The sequence below is a fragment of the Aquabacterium sp. genome (genome assembly GCF_048860245.1).
Lineage (GTDB): Bacteria > Pseudomonadota > Gammaproteobacteria > Burkholderiales > Burkholderiaceae_C > Aquabacterium.
Genome location: NZ_JBLIZW010000088.1, coordinates 12307 through 31962, shown reverse-complemented (window position 1 = coordinate 31962; position 19656 = coordinate 12307). Strand labels below are relative to the sequence as shown.

17 protein-coding genes are annotated in these 19656 nt (G+C 61.1%); 5 read left to right on the top strand and 12 right to left on the bottom strand.

All coding sequences use genetic code 11. From position 1 onward, the window contains the following. Window positions 1-6: 6 nt before the first annotated feature. The 4 genes from ACMV18_RS10105 to moaA form a co-directional block, all read right to left on the bottom strand. On the bottom strand, window positions 7-1242 hold the full coding sequence (locus ACMV18_RS10105) for an MFS transporter (protein ID WP_420817730.1): 1236 nt from the start codon (window positions 1240-1242) through the stop codon (window positions 7-9). Between the two features lie 167 nt (window positions 1243-1409). Continuing rightward, on the bottom strand, window positions 1410-2114 hold the full coding sequence (locus ACMV18_RS10100) for a response regulator (protein ID WP_374255819.1): 705 nt from the start codon (window positions 2112-2114) through the stop codon (window positions 1410-1412). After that, a complete protein-coding gene (locus tag ACMV18_RS10095) occupies window positions 2111-4201 on the bottom strand; it encodes a type IV pili methyl-accepting chemotaxis transducer N-terminal domain-containing protein (RefSeq protein ID WP_420817729.1) in 2091 nt (696 codons plus the stop codon). Before ACMV18_RS10095 ends, ACMV18_RS10100 begins: the two co-directional genes overlap by 4 nt. Window positions 4202-4264: 63 nt before the next feature. Next, complete coding sequence (moaA, locus tag ACMV18_RS10090; RefSeq protein ID WP_374255824.1) at window positions 4265-5245, bottom strand: GTP 3',8-cyclase MoaA; 981 nt, start codon at window positions 5243-5245, stop codon at window positions 4265-4267. A gap of 122 nt (window positions 5246-5367) precedes the next feature. Between moaA and ACMV18_RS10085 the strand changes: the two genes are divergently transcribed. After that, complete coding sequence (locus tag ACMV18_RS10085; RefSeq protein WP_420817728.1) at window positions 5368-5907, top strand: hemerythrin domain-containing protein; 540 nt, start codon at window positions 5368-5370, stop codon at window positions 5905-5907. Window positions 5908-6004: 97 nt separating this feature from the next. After that, a complete protein-coding gene (locus tag ACMV18_RS10080; protein WP_420817727.1) occupies window positions 6005-6796 on the top strand; it encodes a PaaX family transcriptional regulator C-terminal domain-containing protein in 792 nt (263 codons plus the stop codon). 16 nt (window positions 6797-6812) lie between these two features. Here ACMV18_RS10080 and ACMV18_RS10075 read toward each other — a convergent pair whose 3' ends face one another. From ACMV18_RS10075 to ACMV18_RS10060, 4 genes are read right to left on the bottom strand one after another with little or no spacing between them, the layout of a single operon-like run. Next, entirely contained in the window at window positions 6813-7502 is a 690-nt protein-coding gene (locus tag ACMV18_RS10075) for a glutathione S-transferase family protein (RefSeq protein ID WP_420817753.1), read from the bottom strand. Window positions 7503-7561: 59 nt separating this feature from the next. Then, window positions 7562-8971 carry an efflux transporter outer membrane subunit gene (locus tag ACMV18_RS10070; RefSeq protein WP_420817725.1) on the bottom strand — a complete coding sequence of 470 codons (1410 nt, stop codon included), beginning with the start codon at window positions 8969-8971 and terminating at the stop codon, window positions 7562-7564. Beyond that, complete coding sequence (locus ACMV18_RS10065) at window positions 8968-10941, bottom strand: MacB family efflux pump subunit (RefSeq protein WP_420817724.1); 1974 nt, start codon at window positions 10939-10941, stop codon at window positions 8968-8970. The genes ACMV18_RS10070 and ACMV18_RS10065 overlap by 4 nt, the downstream gene beginning before the upstream one ends. A 4-nt stretch (window positions 10942-10945) precedes the next feature. Next, window positions 10946-12175 carry an efflux RND transporter periplasmic adaptor subunit gene (locus ACMV18_RS10060; RefSeq protein WP_374255835.1) on the bottom strand — a complete coding sequence of 410 codons (1230 nt, stop codon included), beginning with the start codon at window positions 12173-12175 and terminating at the stop codon, window positions 10946-10948. A 68-nt stretch (window positions 12176-12243) separates the two neighbouring features. On the opposite strand from ACMV18_RS10060, the gene ACMV18_RS10055 reads away from it, so the two are divergent. Beyond that, entirely contained in the window at window positions 12244-12993 is a 750-nt protein-coding gene (locus ACMV18_RS10055; protein ID WP_420817723.1) for an SDR family oxidoreductase, read from the top strand. A 153-nt stretch (window positions 12994-13146) separates the two neighbouring features. Here ACMV18_RS10055 and ACMV18_RS10050 read toward each other — a convergent pair whose 3' ends face one another. After that, window positions 13147-14118 (bottom strand): asparaginase, encoded by a 972-nt coding sequence (locus tag ACMV18_RS10050; RefSeq protein ID WP_420817722.1) that lies wholly within the window; start codon window positions 14116-14118, stop codon window positions 13147-13149. Window positions 14119-14221: 103 nt separating this feature from the next. Here ACMV18_RS10050 and lexA point away from each other — a divergent pair, with 103 nt between their 5' ends. Both lexA and ACMV18_RS10040 read left to right on the top strand, forming a co-directional pair. After that, a complete protein-coding gene (gene lexA, locus ACMV18_RS10045) occupies window positions 14222-14935 on the top strand; it encodes a transcriptional repressor LexA (RefSeq protein WP_374255841.1) in 714 nt (237 codons plus the stop codon). A gap of 124 nt (window positions 14936-15059) precedes the next feature. Continuing rightward, window positions 15060-15404, top strand: a complete 345-nt coding sequence (locus ACMV18_RS10040; protein WP_420817721.1) for a hypothetical protein — start codon at window positions 15060-15062, stop codon at window positions 15402-15404. An 88-nt stretch (window positions 15405-15492) separates the two neighbouring features. On the opposite strand, the gene phbB is transcribed toward ACMV18_RS10040, so the two are convergent. From phbB to ACMV18_RS10025, 3 genes are read right to left on the bottom strand one after another with little or no spacing between them, the layout of a single operon-like run. Next, window positions 15493-16230, bottom strand: a complete 738-nt coding sequence (gene phbB / locus ACMV18_RS10035) for an acetoacetyl-CoA reductase (RefSeq protein WP_420817720.1) — start codon at window positions 16228-16230, stop codon at window positions 15493-15495. Window positions 16231-16270: 40 nt separating this feature from the next. Beyond that, window positions 16271-17449, bottom strand: coding sequence for an acetyl-CoA C-acetyltransferase (locus tag ACMV18_RS10030; protein WP_420817719.1), 1179 nt, complete (start codon window positions 17447-17449; stop codon window positions 16271-16273). 40 nt (window positions 17450-17489) lie between these two features. Continuing rightward, window positions 17490-19148, bottom strand: coding sequence for a PHA/PHB synthase family protein (locus ACMV18_RS10025; protein WP_420817752.1), 1659 nt, complete (start codon window positions 19146-19148; stop codon window positions 17490-17492). Between the last annotated feature and the right edge of the window lie 508 nt (window positions 19149-19656).

Genomic DNA, 19656 nt, shown 5'->3' with positions numbered 1-19656 from the left:
AGGGGATCAGGCCAGCACGTCGGTACGACGCACCTCGGTCCAGTACATCCAGATCAGGGAGACCCAGACCACGCCGTAGAGCAGCATGAAAGCGCTGGAACGCACACCCGTCAGGTCCAGCAGGTAGCCGAACAGGATGGGCAACAGGAAGCCCCCCATGCCACCGGCCAGACCCACGATGCCCGAGATCGTGCCGATGTTGGTGGGGAAGTCGTCGCTGATGTACTTGAAGACGCTGGCCTTGCCGAAGGCAAACGCCACACCCAGCACGCCCATGACGGCGGTGAAGGTGTAAACGTTCAGCCCAATGTGATACGTCTGGGGACCATTGATGGTCTGGATGGTGAAGTCGGTTTGGGGATAGCTCAGGATGAACAGACAGATCCAGCTCACCCACATCACCCACCAGGTCACCTTGTGAGCGCCATGCTTGTCGGACAGGTAGCCACCAATCGCACGCAACACACCACCGGGCAACGAGAAGCAAGCCGCCAGCAGCGCCGCCACGCGGATGTCCAGACCGTACTCACCGACGTAGTACTGCACCATCCACAGTGCCAGGCCCACATAACCACCAAACACGATGGAGTAGTACTGGCAGTACTTCAGAACACGAGGGTCCTTCAGCGCCTTGAGCTGGGCCATGAAACCGCCCTTGCTGGCAGGCACCTGGTGCGCAGGATCGTGTGCACTGCCCAACCAGAAGATGATGGCGGTGCCCAGCATGATCGCTGCGTACACCTTGGGCACCATGGCCCAGCCTGCCGCCACCAAAATCACTGGCGCCACAAACTTGTTGACGGCGGCACCCGAGTTACCGGCACCAAACACACCCATGGCAAAGCCTTGCTGATTCTTGGGGAACCAGCGCGCCACATAGGGCGTCCCCACCGAGAACGAGCCGCCCGCCAAGCCCACAAACAAGCCCAGCACCAGGAAGTGCCAGAACTCGGTGGCGTAGCTCATCAGGAAGATGGCCGGCACGCACAGCAGCATGATCACGAACAACACGATGCGGCCGCCAAAACGGTCGGTCCAGATACCCAGCGGCACACGCACCAGCGAGCCGGTCAGCACCGGCATGGCGGTCAACAGACCAAATTGCGTGGCGTTCAACCCCAGTTGCTTTTTCAGGGGGATGCCAATCACCCCGAACATCATCCACACCATGAAGCACACCGTGAAGGCCAGTGTGCTGACGACCAGTACCGAGATGGATCGGCTCCTATTGTTGACAGACATGGAGTTCTCTCCTTTTTCCATGCCTGCCAGTGTGGGAATTTCAGGTGGGGGCGCCCATCCTTCTCAAGATCAAGTTCCGCTTGGCAAAAGAACGATGACGCGTCATCCCGACGCATCGTTCCTCATCACAAAGGAGTAGCCTCGCCCACCTATTGACCTCGGTCAAGTCAGGCGCCACGGGTTGTGGCGTACACCGCCGCCTGCACACGCGAGGTCAAATTCAGCTTGCGCAGGATGTGCTGCACGTGAATCTTCACCGTGGTTTCGGCAATGTCCAGCGTGCGCGCGATCTCCTTGTTGCTGGCACCACGGGCGATCTCGCGCAAGATGTCGCGCTCTCGCGGCGACAAGCGAGAAACGCCCGGATCCTCCTCCAACACCTCGGCACTGGCAGCCGATTCGGTCGTGACGTCAGCCTCGGGCGTACTGGTGAGTGCATGCCGATAGGCCGCCACCAACTTGCTGGTCATCTCGGGCGACACGACCGATTCCCCGCCTGCCACGCGGAGGATGGCGTTCACCAACTCATCGCCCTCCACCGTCTTGAGGAGGTACCCTGCCGCGCCACGCGCCAAGGCTTGCGCCAAATCGTCCGCATCCTCACTGACGGTCAGCATCACGATGCGCGTATGGGGCAAGGCCCCGCACAACTGCGGCAAGGCCTCTACGCCATGGACCCCCGGCAGATGGTTGTCCAACAGGATGACATCGGGTTGATGCTGTTGGCCCAGCTTCAGGGCTTCGCCTGCGTCCCCCGCCTCAGCGACCACAACCAGCCGCTGATCACGGGACAACAAAGCAATCAAGCCGCGACGAAACAGTGTGTGGTCGTCGACCACCAATAATCGAACAGTGCGGATGTCTTCAGTCATAACGATGTAGGAATGATTTGTTGTAGACCGGGCGAGCGGCTCGCCTGCAGGGACGGCAAGCGCAGTTCCACTCGCGTGCCGTCGTGATCGGACGTGAAACTCAAGGTGGCGCCAATGCGCTGGGCTCGCTCACGCATGATGCGCAACCCCACGTGCGTGTCGTCTGGCGGACCTGCGGAAAGATCGAAACCATGTCCGTTATCACGCACACAGAAGGACCATGCGGGCTGCGTCTGAACATCCACCCAGACCTGAGTGGCCTGCGCGTGCTTGCGCACATTGGACAGCGCTTCCTGCACGATGTGCAGCACTTGGAGCTGAATGTCGGGCGGCATGGGCAAACCATGCCCGTGAATGTTCAACTGCGTGGGCAACTTGGCCTGGTGCTCAAATTTGGACAAGGTTTCACGCAAGGCCGGCTCAATGTCCTCGGTGTGCGTCCGTACACGGAAGTGCAGCAACAACTCGCGCACGTCGGCATAGCTTTCTCTGACCCCGGCATCCAGCTCATCCAGGATCGCATCGATGGAAGGCTGATCTTGTCGCGACATCGCATCACGCAGCAATTGCATCTGAATCTTCAAAAATGCCAGCGATTGCGCAATCGAATCGTGCAACTCCTGAGCCAGCAGCTGCCGCTCGTTGGCAATCGCTGACTCACGTCCCATCGCAGCAGCGCGCAGCCCCTCCATGGCACCGGTCAGATGACTCGCCAATGCTTCGAACAGGCCGCGCTCTTCGTCGCCAATCTGCGGGTAGCCACGGTAGAAAATCTCCACTTCACCCAGCACCCGCTGGTGCATGGCCAAGGGCACGGTGATGAGCGTGGTGTACCCGGCCTTCTCGCAGTACTCATGCACACGCCGTCCAGCCTGCTGCTCCAACGCACGCGATGCTTCCATGATCGGAATCACACGCAATGCGGGTTGCACACCGGGCGGCACCTTCGAGCCGCACAAGCAATCCCCGGACAGGACGCATTGCTCATCCTCCGCCATGACTTGCGGCAGACAGTCGCTCGCGAGCAGCACATAACGCTCGTTGGCCTCGTTCGACCACCGGATGGCCACCGCATCGGCATGCGCAATGCGCCGCATCTGACGCGCAAAGCCCTGAGACAGCACATCCAACGTCTCCGCTTTGGCAACAAACGCTGCCACCTCATACAGCGCGGCCAAGCGCTGCTGCTTGATCTCCAAACCCGCAGTCTTCTCCTGAACCTTCTGCTCCAGATTGGCGTATGAGGACTCCAACTTGGCCGCCATGCTGTTGAAGCCTTGCGCCAAGGCGCCGAGCTCGTCGTCTGACACCACCTTCACACGGGTTGCCAGATTGCCGTTTTCCATGCGCTGCAAGGCGCTCTGAAGTCGCGCAATGGGCACCAGGACCACTACCTTGAGCACATAGGACAAGGCCAACGCGCTCAGAATGGCCGCCACCATCATGGCGATCTGAAAGGTGTGCAGCAGACCCGTCCAGCGGGCCAGATGCCGTTCAATGGCCGAGACCAGCTCGTCGATGTACTTCACGAAATCATCGACATCACTGGCAAACGTCTTGGGCAAGGGCTGACCTTGCGCCACGCCTTCCACCTCCTTGCGAAGATGCTGCCAATGTTCCACCACGGCCTCGAAGCGCGCGCGGGAATCGGCATCCCACGGCACAAACAGCGGCCGGATGGCATCGCCCGCGCGCAGCAACGCCACGCTGTCATCAAAGGCTGACAAGCGCTCGTTCACATCCAGCAGAAAGCGGGTCCGACTCTCGACCGGATATTGCTGATTGAGCAGCAAGGCCAGCTCATAGCTGCGCATCCGCATGCGGCCCGCTTCGTTCACTGCGGCAGCGCCACCGACCAACTGCCACGTGACCCACAAGGTCAGCGCAATGGAGGCCAGCGCCAGGGACAAAAACACCCCACCAATGACGGCCATTTTGGACGCCAGACCCATGCGGGCCAACCGTCTACCGAGACCGGAAGACGAGGAATCCGCCTCGAAGTCGCCCCCTTCATCCATGAAAGGAGAGTCACCCTGCTCAACCGTCACGCCCTGCCCCCACTCGACTGCGCCCGACACGCGCCTCATTCAACATGGGCCCATTGTCATGCCTGGCAAGGTTGCGGGGCAAGCCGCCGAGGATGCCGAGCATCACCCCCCCGTCTGCGACATGAAGCGAACAATCTGCTGTGGCTTCTCGTTGAATTCGTGCCGCTCTGGCTTGGCCGCAATGCCCTGATGGATGGCGTCCAGCAGTGCTTCGTCCGAAGCGCCCTCACGCATCATCTTGCCCAAGGGCACTTGATCGTTTTGCCCCAGGCAGAGGTACAGCGTGCCATCCACCCCCAGGCGAACGCGATTGCAGGCCTCGCAAAAGTGCTGCGACATGGGTGTGATCACACCCAGACTCATCCGGCGGTCAGCGGTACACCAGTACCTGGCAGGACCTGCACCACGGCCCAAGATCTCAGGAACCAAACCATATTGGTCGGCCAACTGTTCACCCAGGCGCGTCAAATTGACGCCTGCGGTGGCCCGCCCCGTGTCACCAATCGGCATGGGCTCGATCAGCCGCAGCACAAAGCCATGCTCGATGGCAAAGGCCACCATGCGCACCACCTCGCTCACATTCACATTGGCCTGCACCACCATGTTGAGCTTGATGGGGTTGAAGCCCACTTCACGCGCAACTTTGAGTCCCTGCAACACATCCGTCAGGCAGTCACGCCCGGTGATCCGTGCAAAACACGCCGGATCCAGCGAATCCAGGCTGATGTTGAGGCGATGAACCCCAGCCTCCTTCAACGGCCCTGCCAGATGCGCCAGCTGCGTGCCATTGCTGGACACCGACAAATCGTGCAGACCACTCATCGACGTCAGCTGCCTGGCCAGATCGGTCACGCCTCTGCGCAGCAGTGGCTCGCCCCCTGTCAGTCGGACCTTGCTCACGCCCTGGCTGACAAACAGCCCCACGAGGCGGGCCATCTCATCATGTCGCAGCCAATGCTCGGGCTCTTCAAAACCTTTGAAGCCCTTGGGCATGCAGTATGTGCAGCGCAGATCACAGCGGTCCGTCACGGACACGCGAAGGTAATCAATACGGCGATGGAACGAATCAATCAGGCGACTCATGGCGAAAAACCTGTTGGCAGGTGCTTGGCACTCTAAAGAAGAGTCCTGCGGTCGCCAATTAGCCAATAGGAGTAGTTCTTCGACAAGGCAACAGGGCGATTCAAACGTGCTATCAATACGCCATGAAACCGCTTTTGCAGCCTGTCGCCCCCAGCATCGACGATCCGCTGGAGTTGTTGCGAGCCTGTCACGACAAGGTTCGCCGCTTCGCCACCCTGGCACTCAAACTCCGCTCACACCTGGACGGGTTGGTGCACCCTGTCTCTGGCGAGCATCACGTGGATGCACAAGCCCAGGAGGCGGCTCGGTCCATCTTGCGCTATTTCGAGATGGCCGCGCCGCTGCATCACGAAGATGAAGACCTGAACCTCTTTCCGGCCTTGCGCGCCTTGGGACAAAGTCGGCTGACACAAGCCATTGACAGCCTGGAAGCCGAACATCACTCGCTGGGACACCTCTGGCAGGCTGTCACGCCCTGGCTGCGGGCCGTTGCCGCCGGTCAGGTCCATGCCCCCCCTGATGAGCTGGCGACGTTTGCGCATCGCTACATCGCCCATGCACAAAGAGAAGAGGACGAGGTGTATCCGGCCGCAGACCAGCTCTCCGCACAAACACTGACAGAAATCAGTGCAGCCATGGTGGCTCGGCGCACCCGCGCGTGAACTAAGTCGTCAACCGGAGGGATTGCTGCTTGGGGTTCCGCGCCAAGAACCGAATCGGCAGTCGTATGATGCGACGCAGTTCATTCGACGCCAAGCCATGTCGCCCTCACCCAAGCACCTGATCCTCAATCTGCTGCGTGCAGCAGATGGCGCCTCGCTCACCGCCGCAGATGCGGTCACCTCTGCCGCTCTCTTCGGCATCCGGGAAAACAGTGTGCGGGTCACGCTGGTTCGCCTGGCCGCGTCAGGTCTGGTGCAATCCGCTGGCCGCGGCAGCTACGAACTCGGCTCCCGCGCCGCAGATCTGGCCGAACAAGTTGAGCAATGGCGTCAGGCCGAAGAGCGTGTGGTGCCCTGGAGTGGCCAATGGATCATGGTCAGTACCGGCAACCTGGGCCGCAGCGACCGCACCGCACTGCGGCAACGTGAACGCGCTCTGGCGCTCCTGGGCTTCAAGGCACTCGACAGCGCCCTGTACGTTCGCCCCGACAACTTGGTGGGCCACGCAGCAGAAACGCGCGAGCGCTTGCACCGGCTTGGGCTGGAAGCCGAGGCCCCCGTGTTCGCCGCCAGCGACCTCCCCCCCGAGCTGGACCAGCGTGCGCGCCAGCTCTGGCAGTCCTCCGCCTTGACGCAGGGCTACATCCAGACCCGCAAAAAGCTGGAAGACTGGCTGGCACGGTCTGACAAACTTGAACCGGACGTCGCGGCCCGCGAGTGCTATCTCCTGGGCAACGAAGCCATCCGCCAACTCGTGTTCGACCCCTTGCTGCCTGAGCCGCTGGTCGACACGCAAGAGCGACGCGCGTTCAGAGAAGCCGTCGCCTCTTTTGACGAAACCGGTCACCGCGTCTGGCGCCAGTTGCTCCCATCGCTCAACGGTGCTTGAGCGCTGCCCGCTTCTTTCAAGCGGACATGATCACCGGGCCACCTTTGGCCAACGCGCGCTGATAGGCTGGCCGTGCCTCCATCCGCTTGGCATAAGCCGCCAAGTGAGGGCATGACTGGGCCACCGACGCACGCGACAGCAAGGCAGACACGGCAAAACTCATCTGGAAGTCCGCCAAGGTCAGACGCTCACCCGCAAACCAGGTGTGCTTGGACAAGTGATCTTCGATGAATGCAGCCGCCGCAGCCACGTTGGGATCAATCAGCTTGGCTTGGACCTGGCCGCACAGCGCCTTGGCAATCGGGCGCACAAAAAACGGCATGGGCTGTGTCGGGATGGTCATGAACACCAGCTTCATCACCAGCCAGTTCATCAGCGACCCTTCGGCGTAGTGCATCCAGTAGCGAAGCTGCAGGTGTTCCGGCGTTCCCACCTGGGTCAACAGGTGCGCTGCATCACCGGATGCCTGCCCGGCATAGCGCTCCCCCAGATACTCGAGGATGGCACCGGACTCGGCCACGACCAAATCACCATCGGTGATCACCGGCGACTTCCCCAGGGGGTGAATGGCCTTCAACTCCGGCGGGGCCAGCCGCGTGCGCGGATCACGCTTGTAAAGCTTGATCTCATAAGGCAGACCCAACTCTTCCAGCAGCCAAAGGACGCGTTGCGAACGCGAGGTCTCAAGATGGTGAACGGTAATCATGCGCCACAGCATACCGATCATCACAAATCCAGCGCGGCATAGGGACTTTGCCGCACCCCTCAATCACGGACGACCGTGTCTCCACCCAGATTCAAGTACAGCGTGGCCAATGCATTGAGGCGGTTGAGTCGGTTTGCCGCCAAGTTCAGCTCCGCCTGCCTGCGCGTTTCCTGAGCATCCAGCCACGTCTTCAAGGGCACCGACCCAGCTCGGTAGCGAACTTCTGCCAAACGCTCTGCCGTCCTGGCGGCATCAAGCGCTCGTGTCAGGCTTTCACCCTGGACTTCGTACTGCACACGCGCGGACAGTGCGTTTTCCACCTCGGCCAAGGCCTGATACCAACTCTGGCGGAAACCTCTGATCGCCACGTCCTGATCGGCCTGGCTGATGGCCACCGCCTTGTCCATGTCACGCCACTGCACAAAGGGCAAGACCAGCCCGGCTCCGAGGGTCCCCACCGGATCTTGCAGCACCTTGCTCAAGGCCTCACTGGTGCCACCGGCACTGCCGGTCAAGGTCAAGGTGGGGTAATAACTGCGACGCGTGGCATTCACCACCGCCCCGGCCTTTTGAAGACGCAACTCAGCCGCCCGCAAGTCAGGCCGCCGGGTCATCAGGGACGCAGGCAAATCGGACGACACCGCAGGCAGAGCCCCCTCCGTCAAACGGGGGGACTCTTTCTGTGTCGCGCCCGGTGGCGCATCCAACAAGATCGCCAAAGCGTTGCGGGCCTCGACACGCTGCTGGACCCACTGCGTATGTGCAGCCTGCTGCGCGGCCAGAGACTGCGCTGCTTGGGCCAGTTCCAGTCCGGAGGTGCCTCCGGCGTCGTATTGCGCCTGTACCAGCTTCAGCGTTTGACGCGCGTAATCGATGCTCTGCTGGCTGGCCTCGATGCGCTGGTTCAGATAGGCGACCTGCCAATGCTGCTTGGCCACGGTCGCCACCAGGGACTGCGCCACGGCGCGCCGATCCTCCTCGGTCGCCTGAGCCTCCCATTCAGCCGCACTGCGGGCTGCGCTCAAGCGCCCCCACAGATCCAGTTCCCAACTGACCGACGCGGTGGCGGCACTCACACGCGTCGTGCTGCCACCATCCAAGGGGCGAGAAGCCGTGGACGAGCCCTGCACCTTCACGGACGGCAGTTGATCGCTGGCAGCCTGACCGGCCACCCGCTGCGCACGCTGCACCTTGATCGCCGCTTGCGCCAAATTGTTGTTGCGCGCCAGTGCTTCATCAATCAGCTGCACCAGCACCGGATCGCCCATGCGCTGCCACCATGGCGACAAGTCTTGTTGGGCCCGCACATCGGCATCGTGCTTCACCGCCTCTTGCTGCCACGCATTTGGCACCGTCACCGATGGCCGCTGATAAGCCGTGGGTCCTGCACACGCCCCCAGCGTCAATGCCGCCAGCACCGTCACAGACAAAGTCGCTTGGCGCAAGCCCTTGTTTTGCATCTGCATCATTGCCTCGACAAGGCCTCAACCGGGTCCAGACGCGCCGCATTGCGAGCAGGCAGGAACCCAAACACCACCCCGATCAGCGACGACACACCAAAGGCCGCCACGATCGAACTCACCGAATACACCATCTGGAACGACCCACCGATCTTGGCAAAGAGCACCCCAATGCCCAATGCCAGGCCGATCCCGAGCACGCCCCCGATCAGGCACACCAGAACGGCCTCGATCAAGAACTGCCGCAGGATGTCGCTCTGCCGCGCCCCCACCGCCATGCGCACGCCAATCTCCTGCGTGCGCTCGGTGACCGACACCAGCATGATGTTCATCACGCCAATCCCACCCACAATCAGCGAGATCACCGCGATGGACGAAATCAGCAAGGTCATCGTTTGCGTGGTGCTCTCGATCGTCTGACGGATGCTGTCACTGTTGCGCAAAAAGAAGTCTTGGGTGCCATGCCGCTGCGTCAACAACTTGGTGATACCTTCTTCGGCCGCTACCGACGGCGCACTGTCACTCACACGCACCGTGATGCTGCGCACGTGTGATTGCCCCAGCAACCGTCGCATCGCGGTGGTGTACGGCACCCACACGTTCAAGTTATCCGACATCAGGAAGCCACTTTCCTGGGGCGCCGTCACGCCAATGACCCGCACCGGCACGCTGCCCAGGAAAATCACTTGGCCAACCGGGTTCTCCCATTCGGCAAACAGCGCTTTGCGGGTCGCAGGGTCAATCACGGCCTCCTGAGACTGACGCCGAACGCCCTCGGCATCGAACTCCTGGCCTTGCGCCATGGTGTAGCCCTTGACCCGGAAAAACTGGTCCCCCACCCCCGTCACGTTGGCGGTGGCTTCCACGTTGCCACGTCGCAGCGTGACACTGGTGTTGACGGTGGGCGTCACGCTGTCGACATAGCCCAGTTGCGCCAAAGCCTCGGCATCGGCCGGCACCAAGGTGCGAATCTTGGATGCCTGACGATCCCCAAAGTTCTTGCCCGAGAACACGTCGATCGTGTTGGTCCCCATGGCAGAGATGTCTTTCAAGACACGCTGACGTGACCCCTCACCCAAGGCCACCATCGACACCACCGACGCAATGCCAATGATGATGCCCAGCATCGTCAGCAAGGTCCGCAGACGATGCCCTGCCATGGCACGCAACGCCATGGTGAACGCCTCCGAAAATCGATCCCAATGCGCGCGCCAAGGATGGGGCTCCTGTGGCTGGGTCGCCCGCAGGTCTGCATTCGGTGTGGCATCCGGATTGGTTCGATCACTGAGGATCTGCCCATCGGACACCTCGATGATGCGCTGCGCATGCTGCGCCACTTTGGCATCGTGCGTCACGATGATGACGGTGTGTCCCTCGGCATGCAGCTCCTGCAAGATCCGCATCACCTCCGCCCCGCTGGCACTGTCCAAGGCGCCCGTGGGTTCGTCAGCCAAGATGACGTCTCCACCGTTCATCAGGGCCCGCGCAATGCTCACGCGCTGCTGCTGACCACCTGACAACTGCCCGGGCCGATGTTCCGTGCGCTCACCCAAACCCAGCCGGCCCAGCAAGGCAGCTGCGCGCACATCACGCTCCGACTTGCTGTGTCCGGCGTAAATGGCCGGTATCTCGACGTTGCCTTTCGCCGTCAAATCACCCAGCAGGTGGTAGCGCTGAAAGATGAATCCGAAGTGCTCTCGGCGCAAGCGGGCCAGCTCATCGGGCCCCAGTTGTCCCGTCTCTTGCCCATTGACCTTGTAGACACCGCGCGTCGGCCGATCCAGGCAGCCGAGGATGTTCATCAACGTGGACTTCCCGGACCCCGAGGCGCCCATGATGGCCACCATCTCGCCCGACTGAATGCGCAGGTTGATGCCTTTGAGCACCGCCACACTCCCCTCGCCAGAGGGGAACTCTCGCCACAGGTCCACGACCTCCAGCAAGGCGGGCGCAACAACAGATGACAAATGATCACTCATGGCATCAGAACATGCGTGGAGGACGTGCGCCACTGCCGTCACCCGACTTGCCAGCCGCCTCGCCCACCACGACTTCTTCGCCCGCCTTCAAGCCTTCCAGAACCTGAGCCTGAACGCGATTGTTCAACCCGACGCGCACTTGACGAGGCTCGATCTTCTTCTCGCCATTGGCCTCTGTGGTCAAGACCCGCACCGTGTACTGTTTGGTCTTGCGGTCCCTCGCACCCAAGGCAGTCGCCGGGATCACCAAGGCCTTGTCTGCCTTGGCCAAAACAATGAACACCTGCGCGGTCATGGCCACGCGCAACTTCCCCTCCGGATTGGGTACGTCGAACAGGCCGTTGTAGTAAATCGCGGTGGTGGTGGAAGAACTGGTCGTCGTGGTCGTCTTGGTGGTGGTATCGACCTGCTCCGACTCTGGCACCGGCTCAATCGCACTCAGTTTGGCGTCATAGCGGTTCTGAGGTTCCCCCAAAATCGTGAAGTAAACCGGCAAGCCCGGCTTCACACGCACAACATCGGCTTCGGAAATCTGCGCCTTGATGCGAACCTGATCCACCTTCGACAACTTGATGATGGTTGGCGCCGATTGCGCAGCATTCACCGTGCGCCCCTCTTCGGCCAGCACCCCGGTCACCACGCCATCAATGGGCGCCACGATGCGCGTGTACCCCAGGTTCACCTTGGCCGTGTCCACCGAAATATTGGCCTGGCGAATCTGAGCCTCCAGCGCCGCGATTTCAGCCTTGGTGGTCGACAGACTGGCCTCGGCATCCTCCAGGTCCGCACGCGAACCGGCGTCCTGCTTGAACAACTCTTGCTTGCGCTTGAAGCTCAACTCGGCCTGCTTCAGCAAGGCCTTTTTGGCCTGCAACTGCGCCTGCAAAAGCGCCACCTGGGCCTCGGCGTTGCGCAAGGCATTCTGCTGGGTGGTCGAGTCAATCTCTGCGATCAGTTGGCCCACCTTGACGTGGTCACCCAGATCCACATGCAGACGCTTGATCTGCCCCGAGACCTGCGCACCCACGCTGACTTCCTTGCTGGCTTCAATGGTGCCCGTTGCCAGAACGGTGTCTTCCATGTCCGTCTGCTCGACCTTGGCCGTGATGACTTGGGGGGCAGCCTTAGGCGGAAACAAAACCGCCTTCACACCCCAGCCCGCGGCCGCCAGAATCACCACACCGGCCGCCAGGCGCCAGCCAGAGAACCATTTCTTCATGCTGATTGTCGTCATGCTTGTAGTGTCCACCGTCTCGATTGCCCGAGCGCAACGCCGAGGTTAAGGCAATGTAAAGTCAAACCATGAAACCCGTTACGCTGATCACAGGTGCCAGCCAAGGCATTGGCGCGGCATGCGCCAGATTACTGGCTCGACAAGGGCACTCGCTGCTGATTCACTACGCTGCTCATGCGGACCTTGCTTTGGCCGTTGCGGCCGAATGCCTGCGGCTGGGCGCGCCGCAAGCCGTCATCGCGCAAGGCGACTTGGCCGAAGAAACCGATGTGCTCCGTCTCTTTGAAGAGGCCGATCGATCACTCCCTCCCTTGACGGGACTGGTCAACAACGCAGGGATCATTGATCGAACCGCCAGACTGGAAGACATGTCTGCCGCCCGCCTGCAGCGCATGATGGCGGTCAATGTCGTCGGACCCATGCTGTGCGCCAAAGAGGCCATTCGCCGCATGTCGTGGCGCCATGGTGGACACGGTGGCGTCATTGTCAACGTATCCAGCAGCGCCGTGCGCAGTGGCGCCCCCGCCATGTACGTGGATTACGCGGCCAGCAAAGGCGCCATAGACGTGCTGACGCAAGGGCTGGCCAAAGAGGTTGCGGCCGATGGCATCCGAGTTTGTGCCGTGCGACCGGGCATCACCGACACGGGCATTCACGCCACCGGAGGAGAACCGGATCGCGCAACACGCCTGGCGCCCACCTTACCCATGGGACGGGCCGCCCAACCAGACGAAGTCGCGCAAGCGATCGTGTGGCTGTTGTCGGATGCGGCCAGCTACACCGCTGGCGCCATTCTGGATGTCACCGGCGGGCGATGAAGCCTGGCCCACTGTCATCACAGTTTCACAATTGAACGACAAGATAGCGTTCGTTCCAGAGCACAGCCAAGCAATATCGCAGTGCCCTGGCGGGCGGCAAGCCGACCGACGAGCTGGACACCACCGTCAATCGTCGAGCTGACCTCCCGACATTTATTTCCTGACGCAGGCCCCCAGCAAATGCAAGATCATTGCCACGCGGGCCTGCGAGGCAGTCAGCCCAGGCACACCAGTCCAACGGTCGCCTTCTCTGGGCATGACACCCCCTCGAGCCACCTTCGAGCTTCGCCACACCAAAACCCCCGCTGACGCTGCCCGGACCAACGCGGCCGTCATGCCCTCATGAAGGGTGCCGTGCCCGGTCGATGCCACCACAAGGCCGCGCAAAGGCCGCTGTGCGCTGACTTGCGAGTGCGCCACGAGGGCATCAACCACCCAACCATCAGCGTCGGCATGACTCGTGACGATCTCGACGCGAGGCGGCACCATGTCCAGCCATGGCCACCCCACTCCACCGCAGGCTGGTGCGTCTTGCAAAGACCAGTTCCACACACCTTGCGAGTCCACTCGCCCAACTGGCATTGCACCACCACCGTCGAACGCATCCAGCGCATGACTGTGCGCCTTGCGAACATGTTGCGCAGGCCATGCCACGGACTGCATGACCACAAACACCCCGCCCACCTGACGTGCTGACAAGGCTTGCACCGCATGCACCGCATCGAGCAAGTTGCGCGGCCCATCGGCGTCCGGGGCTGTGGCCGGCCGCATTGCTGCCGTCAACACCACCGGCTTGCTGCCGTCATGCAAGGCGTTCAGCAACCAAGCGGTTTCTTCCAGCGTGTCCGTTCCGTGCGTGACCACCACGCCAGCCACATCCGCCCGACTCAGCTGAGCCGCCAGCGCCTGCCCCAGCGCCCGCCACACCGCCCACGTCATGTCCTTGCTGTCGATCTGGGCAACCTGCATGGTTTCCAGCGGGACAGCCGCCAACGCGGGCACCGCCGTCACCAATTGCTCGACCGACAACCGCGCGGCACGGTAAGACCAAGCACGCCCCGGGTCATCACCCGTTCCGGCAATGGTGCCCCCCGTACCCAAAATGACCACACGCTGAGCGCTCACACCACACCTTTGCGAAAATACTGGACAAACAAACAGTCCTGTATAAAATGACAGCAAGCATCGATTCTGACGCTTCACCTACAGCCCTCTGAGGCCATACGCGATGACGAACGATAAACCCAAACTGACGCCGCGCCAGCAACAGATTTTCGAGTTGATCCAGCGCGCCATTGCCCGCACCGGCGCGCCGCCAACTCGCGCTGAAATTGCAGCAGAGTTGGGTTTTCGCTCTGCCAATGCGGCAGAAGAGCACCTGCAAGCCCTCGCGCGCAAGGGTGTCATCGAACTGGTGGGGGGCACCTCTCGCGGCATCCGACTGAAGGCCGACACCCTCCGCTCCGTCAACGAAAACCGCAAGCAAGCCGCCAGCACCAAGAGCAGCAGCGGGTCTTTACCTTTCAGCTTGGCCTTGCCCGGACTGGAACAACTGGTGCTGCCCCTGGTCGGCCGTGTGGCTGCCGGGCAACCCATTCTGGCGCAAGAACATGTCGAGCAAACCTACGCGGTCGAGCCCAGTTTGTTCGCCAAGCGCCCTGACTACCTGCTGCGCGTGCGTGGCATGAGCATGAAGGACATCGGTATTTTGGACGGCGACCTGCTGGCTGTTGCACGCTCACGCGAAGCTCGCAATGGACAAATCGTGGTCGCCCGCATCGGTGACGAGGTCACCGTCAAACGCTTTCAACGCACGGCTCAAGGCATTGAGTTGCTGCCCGAGAACCCAGACTTCCAACCCATTGTGGTCACGCCAGACTCCCCAGACTTTGAACTGGAAGGTCTGGCCGTAGGACTGATCCGCAACCAGCCGCTGATCTGATCCCTTTTCGTCGTCACCTTGCGGGTGGCGGGCATTCGCGCCATCACATCTGATTGCGCAATCCCGCAGGGAGACGTGTTGCTGGAATCCTGCCGAACTTCATTGCTGTCATCAGGAGTTCACCATGATTCACCATCTGGCTCGTGCATTTTTCCTCCGTCAAATCCAGCGTGCAAACATGCCCATGCTGGTTCCTGCGGCACAACAGGCCCAGTCCGGCAACGCACCGAAGGAACCGCAGCCCATCCGCCCCCGCCCCATCACACCCTGGACGGTTCCGCCTCATGCGGCCACGACCACCCACAACGTGATTGCCTTGCGCCCTCACGATGCTCGGCGGACACCAGACCATGCCGTTCGCATCAGCTCCGACCCCAGCGACGTTCGCAGAACCGTCATCACGGGTCGCTTTGCCGAAGTGTGCGCAGCTTTGGATCGCCTGGTGATCGAACAAGAAGCGGCAGCTTGAAGCCATGAAAAATCCCGCCAACACCTTGACGGTGGGGCGGGATGCAGTCGAATCACATGGAGCAACCCATGTGAGTGGGCCAGGAGACTTAGCCCATGTGCAGACCACCGTTAACGGAGAAATCCGCACCGGTGGCAAAGCCGGCTTCTTCACTGGCGACCCATGACACCATGGAGGCGATTTCCTCCGGCGCCCCCAGGCGCTTCACCGGGATGGTTGCAACGATCTTGTCCAGCACATCGGGACGGATGGCGCGCACCATTTCTGTCCCGATGTAACCCGGCGACACCGTGTTCACGGTCACACCTTTGCTGGCCACTTCTTGCGCCAAGGCCATCGTGAAACCGTGCATGCCCGCCTTGGCGGCAGAGTAGTTGGTCTGCCCGAACTGACCCTTTTCACCGTTGACCGAGCTGATGTTGACAATGCGACCCCAACCACGGTCCACCATGTCGTCAATCACCTGCTTGGTGACGTTGAACAGGCTGTTCAGGTTGGTGTCCATCACGGCATCCCAATCCGCCTTGGTCATTTTGCGGAACATGCCGTCGCGTGTGATACCGGCGTTGTTGACCAGGATGTCGATGGGGCCATGCTCTTCCTTGGTCTTGCGGAACGCCTCAACCGTCGAATCCCAGTCCGCAACGTTCCCCACCGAAGCGTAGAAGGTGTAGCCCAGCGCCTTCTGCTCATCCAGCCACTTGGCGTGATCACGGCTTGGACCGCAACCTGCAATGACCTTGTAGCCATCCTTGTGCAGACGCTGGCAAATCGATGTCCCGATGCCACCCATGCCACCGGTCACGTACGCTACTTTTTGACTCATGTTTGACTCCTCTTGGGGATGAATTTATGAACTGAGTAACTCAACGCTCGATGGTCAGGGCCACGCCCATCCCGCCACCGATGCACAGCGACGCAATGCCCTTCTTGGCATCACGGCGGGACATTTCATGCAACAAAGACACCAGCACGCGGCAACCCGACGCGCCAATGGGGTGACCAATGGCGATCGCACCGCCGTTCACATTGACCTTGCTGGTATCCCAGCCCATTTCCTTGTGCACCGCACAGGCCTGGGAGGCGAAGGCTTCATTGATTTCCAGCAGATCCAGTTGATCCGGTGTCCAACCGGCGCGCTCCAGGGCGCGGCGTGATGCAGGCACCGGCCCCATGCCCATGTAGGCAGGATCCAGACCGGCATTCGCATACGACGCGATGCGTCCCATGGGCGTCAGGCCCAATTCCTTGGCCTTGGCTGCGCTCATCACCATCACGGCTGCTGCACCGTCATTGATCCCGGACGCATTGCCAGCGGTCACGCTGCCAGCCTTGTCAAACGCGGGACGCAAGCCCGCCAAAGCCTCGGCAGATGTCTTGCGGTTCAGGTACTCGTCGGCGTCAAACACCAGCGGGTCACCTTTGCGCTGGGGAATCAGCACGGGCACGATTTCGTCCTTGAAACGCCCAGCATCCTGTGCAGCGGCCGCCTTCTGCTGAGACGCCAATGCCAGCGCATCCTGCTCTTCGCGCGTGATGCCGTATTGCTTGGCCACGTTTTCGGCGGTGATGCCCATGTGGTACTGGTTGTAGACGTCCCACAGACCATCGTTGATCATGGTGTCAACCATTTGCCAGTTGCCCATGCGCATGCCGTCACGCGAGTTCGGCACCACATGCGGCGACATGCTCATGTTTTCCTGACCACCAGCAATCACGATCTCGGCGTCGCCGTCGCGAATGGCCTGCGCAGCCAGCATCACGGCCTTCAATCCCGAGCCGCATACTTTGTTGATCGTCATGGCAGGCACACTGTGCGGCAAACCCGCCTTGATGACCGCTTGACGAGCCGGGTTCTGCCCGCACCCAGCCTGAAGCACCTGACCCAGGATCACCTCACTGATCTGGTCGCCGGATACACCGGTGCGACGCAGCAGATCCTTGATCACCACGGCACCAAGCTCGCTGGCCGGGGTCTTGGCCAGCGAACCGCCGAATTTGCCCACAGCGGTTCGCGCTGCGGCCACGATGACGATGTCGGTCATGTCTGTGCTCCTTCAAGCAATTGACGTTATTGGAGAAAAATCAGGCCTTGCGCAACACGTAACGTCCGGGCGCAGACTCCATGGCGGGATGGCTCTTGCTGCCAAGCTGACGCGGTGCATTAACCGTGCCACCAGCGTGCTCGCTCAGCCAAGCGGACCACACGGGCCACCAGCTCCCTGCCTGTTCTGAGGCAGAAGCCATCCAGGCATCCGCTGTGGCCGGCAGTTGGCGAACAGACGCCCCTGTTACCCAGTGACTGCGCTTTTTCTTGGCGGGTGGGTTGATCACACCTGCGATGTGGCCCGAGGCACCCAGCACAAAGGTCACCGGGCCACTCAACAGTTGGGTCGAAGCGTAGGCAGACTGCCAGGGCACGATGTGATCTTCACGCGAGCCGTACACAAACACCGGCATGTCCAGCAAGGACAGATCCAGCGGCTCGCCACACACCGTCACTGCACCGGGCTTGCACAAGTTGTTTTCAAGGTAGGTGTTACGCAGGTACCAGGTGTACATGGGGCCTGGCAGATTGGTGCTGTCACTGTTCCAGTACAGTAGGTCAAACGGGGGTGGCATCTCCCCTTTGAGGTAATTGCCCACCACGTAGTTCCAGACCAGATCGTTGGCGCGCAAGAACGAGAAGGTGGCCGCCAACTCCGAGCCCTTCATCAAGCCACCACCTTGTGGGCTGCTGGGGCCCAAGGTCATTTCACGCAGACGCACCATGGCCTCGTCCACAAACACATCCATGATGCCGGTGTCACCGAAATCCAGGAACGTGGTGAGCAAGGTCAGGCTGGCGACAGGTTTGCGTCCCTTGGCCGCCAGGGTCGCCAGCGCAGAAGCCAGCAAGGTGCCCCCGACACAGAAGCCCAGCGCATTGATCTGATCGGCGCCGGTGATGTCACGCGTGGTGTCGATCGCCTTGATGACGCCAGACTCGATGTAGTCATCCCAGGTCGCTTTCGCGAGCGACTCGTCTGCATTCACCCAACTGACCATGAACACGCGATGCCCCTGCTCCAGCAGGTAACGCACCAGCGAGTTATCGGGCTGCAAGTCCAGGATGTAGTACTTGTTGATGCAAGGTGGCACAAACAGGAAGGGCGTTTCGTGCACCTTCGCGGTGAGCGGCTTGTATTCGATCAACTGGAAGAACGGGTTCTCGAACACCACCGCGCCTTCGGTGGTCGCCACGTTCTTGCCTACCTCGAACACCGACTCGTCGGTCTGAGACATGTGCCCCTGGCGGATGTCATGCAACAAGTGCTGCAAGCCCTGCTGCAAGCTTTCACCCTTGGTCTCCACGGCCTTCTTGATCGCCTCTGGATTGAAAGCCAGGAAGTTGCTGGGAGACGCGGCATCAGCCCACTGCTGAACGGCAAAGCGCACGCGCTGCCGCGCCTTCTCATTGCCCTGCAGCTGATCAGCCAGTTTTTGCAGCGTACGCGAGTTCAGCAGATACATCGACGCCATGAAGGCGCTGCCTGGCTGACTGTTCCACTCCGGCGCAGCAAAGCGTCGATCAGACGCCTTGATCTGGTCGGGATGCTGCAAAGCGGCATTCCAAAGCTCGGTCGCTTGTTGCAGATACTCTTGCTGAATGGCCTGCAGTTGCTCGCTCGGCACGCTCAGCCCTGCCATGGATGACAAGCTGGCTTGCATGCTTTGCCCCAACGAATCCATGGCCTGCTTCATGGGGGCCAGCAAATCCGCATTGAAGCCGGGCAACTCCTTCATGCCGGGCAGCCCGCCTTGCAGCTTGCTCCATTGTTCCGCCCAGGGTGCCGTCCACTTCGACTGGTCGAAGCCAGGCAACTGAAACGACGACATCATTTGCTCGAATGCCGATGCGTGTGAAGTCGTACCGGTCGCACTTTGACGCTCGGCCGATGCCTCTTGCGGCGCCGCCTTGGCTTGGGCATCAACCACCTCAGGTGTCGGCTGAGTCACAGGCGCTTTTTTGCGCACAGGAGAGCGCTTGGCAGCGCTGGCTTTGGGAGACGTATCAGCCGGCTTCGATGCAGTGGTGCCAGCTTTCTTCGCTTCTGTTGAGGTCGCACGAACAGACCGCGACCGTGGTGTTACCGCCATAACTCTCCTCGTTTCTCCGTGATTGTTCGGTTCCAATCATGAACCCTGAATGTTTCTGTATTCTGACTCTGAGCTAGCAACGGCAATGCCAAGCGCCGAAGAGAATACCTAG

Excerpts from the sequence above, each read along its gene's own strand:
- ACMV18_RS10105 (WP_420817730.1), bottom strand. The coding sequence starts at position 1,242 with ATGTCTGTCAACAATAGGAGCCGATCCATCTCGGTACTGGTCGTCAGC.
- ACMV18_RS10075 (WP_420817753.1), bottom strand. The coding sequence starts at position 7,502 with ATGATTACCGTTCACCATCTTGAGACCTCGCGTTCGCAACGCGTCCTT.
- lexA (WP_374255841.1), top strand. The coding sequence starts at position 14,222 with ATGACGAACGATAAACCCAAACTGACGCCGCGCCAGCAACAGATTTTC.
- ACMV18_RS10095 (WP_420817729.1), bottom strand. The coding sequence starts at position 4,201 with ATGAGGCGCGTGTCGGGCGCAGTCGAGTGGGGGCAGGGCGTGACGGTT.
- moaA (WP_374255824.1), bottom strand. The coding sequence starts at position 5,245 with ATGAGTCGCCTGATTGATTCGTTCCATCGCCGTATTGATTACCTTCGC.
- ACMV18_RS10025 (WP_420817752.1), bottom strand. The coding sequence starts at position 19,148 with ATGAAGCAGGCCATGGATTCGTTGGGGCAAAGCATGCAAGCCAGCTTG.
- ACMV18_RS10065 (WP_420817724.1), bottom strand. The coding sequence starts at position 10,941 with ATGAGTGATCATTTGTCATCTGTTGTTGCGCCCGCCTTGCTGGAGGTC.
- ACMV18_RS10060 (WP_374255835.1), bottom strand. The coding sequence starts at position 12,175 with ATGACGACAATCAGCATGAAGAAATGGTTCTCTGGCTGGCGCCTGGCG.
- ACMV18_RS10100 (WP_374255819.1), bottom strand. The coding sequence starts at position 2,114 with ATGACTGAAGACATCCGCACTGTTCGATTATTGGTGGTCGACGACCAC.
- ACMV18_RS10030 (WP_420817719.1), bottom strand. The coding sequence starts at position 17,449 with ATGACCGACATCGTCATCGTGGCCGCAGCGCGAACCGCTGTGGGCAAA.
- phbB (WP_420817720.1), bottom strand. The coding sequence starts at position 16,230 with ATGAGTCAAAAAGTAGCGTACGTGACCGGTGGCATGGGTGGCATCGGG.
- ACMV18_RS10055 (WP_420817723.1), top strand. The coding sequence starts at position 12,244 with ATGAAACCCGTTACGCTGATCACAGGTGCCAGCCAAGGCATTGGCGCG.
- ACMV18_RS10070 (WP_420817725.1), bottom strand. The coding sequence starts at position 8,971 with ATGATGCAGATGCAAAACAAGGGCTTGCGCCAAGCGACTTTGTCTGTG.
- ACMV18_RS10080 (WP_420817727.1), top strand. The coding sequence starts at position 6,005 with ATGTCGCCCTCACCCAAGCACCTGATCCTCAATCTGCTGCGTGCAGCA.
- ACMV18_RS10040 (WP_420817721.1), top strand. The coding sequence starts at position 15,060 with ATGATTCACCATCTGGCTCGTGCATTTTTCCTCCGTCAAATCCAGCGT.
- ACMV18_RS10085 (WP_420817728.1), top strand. The coding sequence starts at position 5,368 with ATGAAACCGCTTTTGCAGCCTGTCGCCCCCAGCATCGACGATCCGCTG.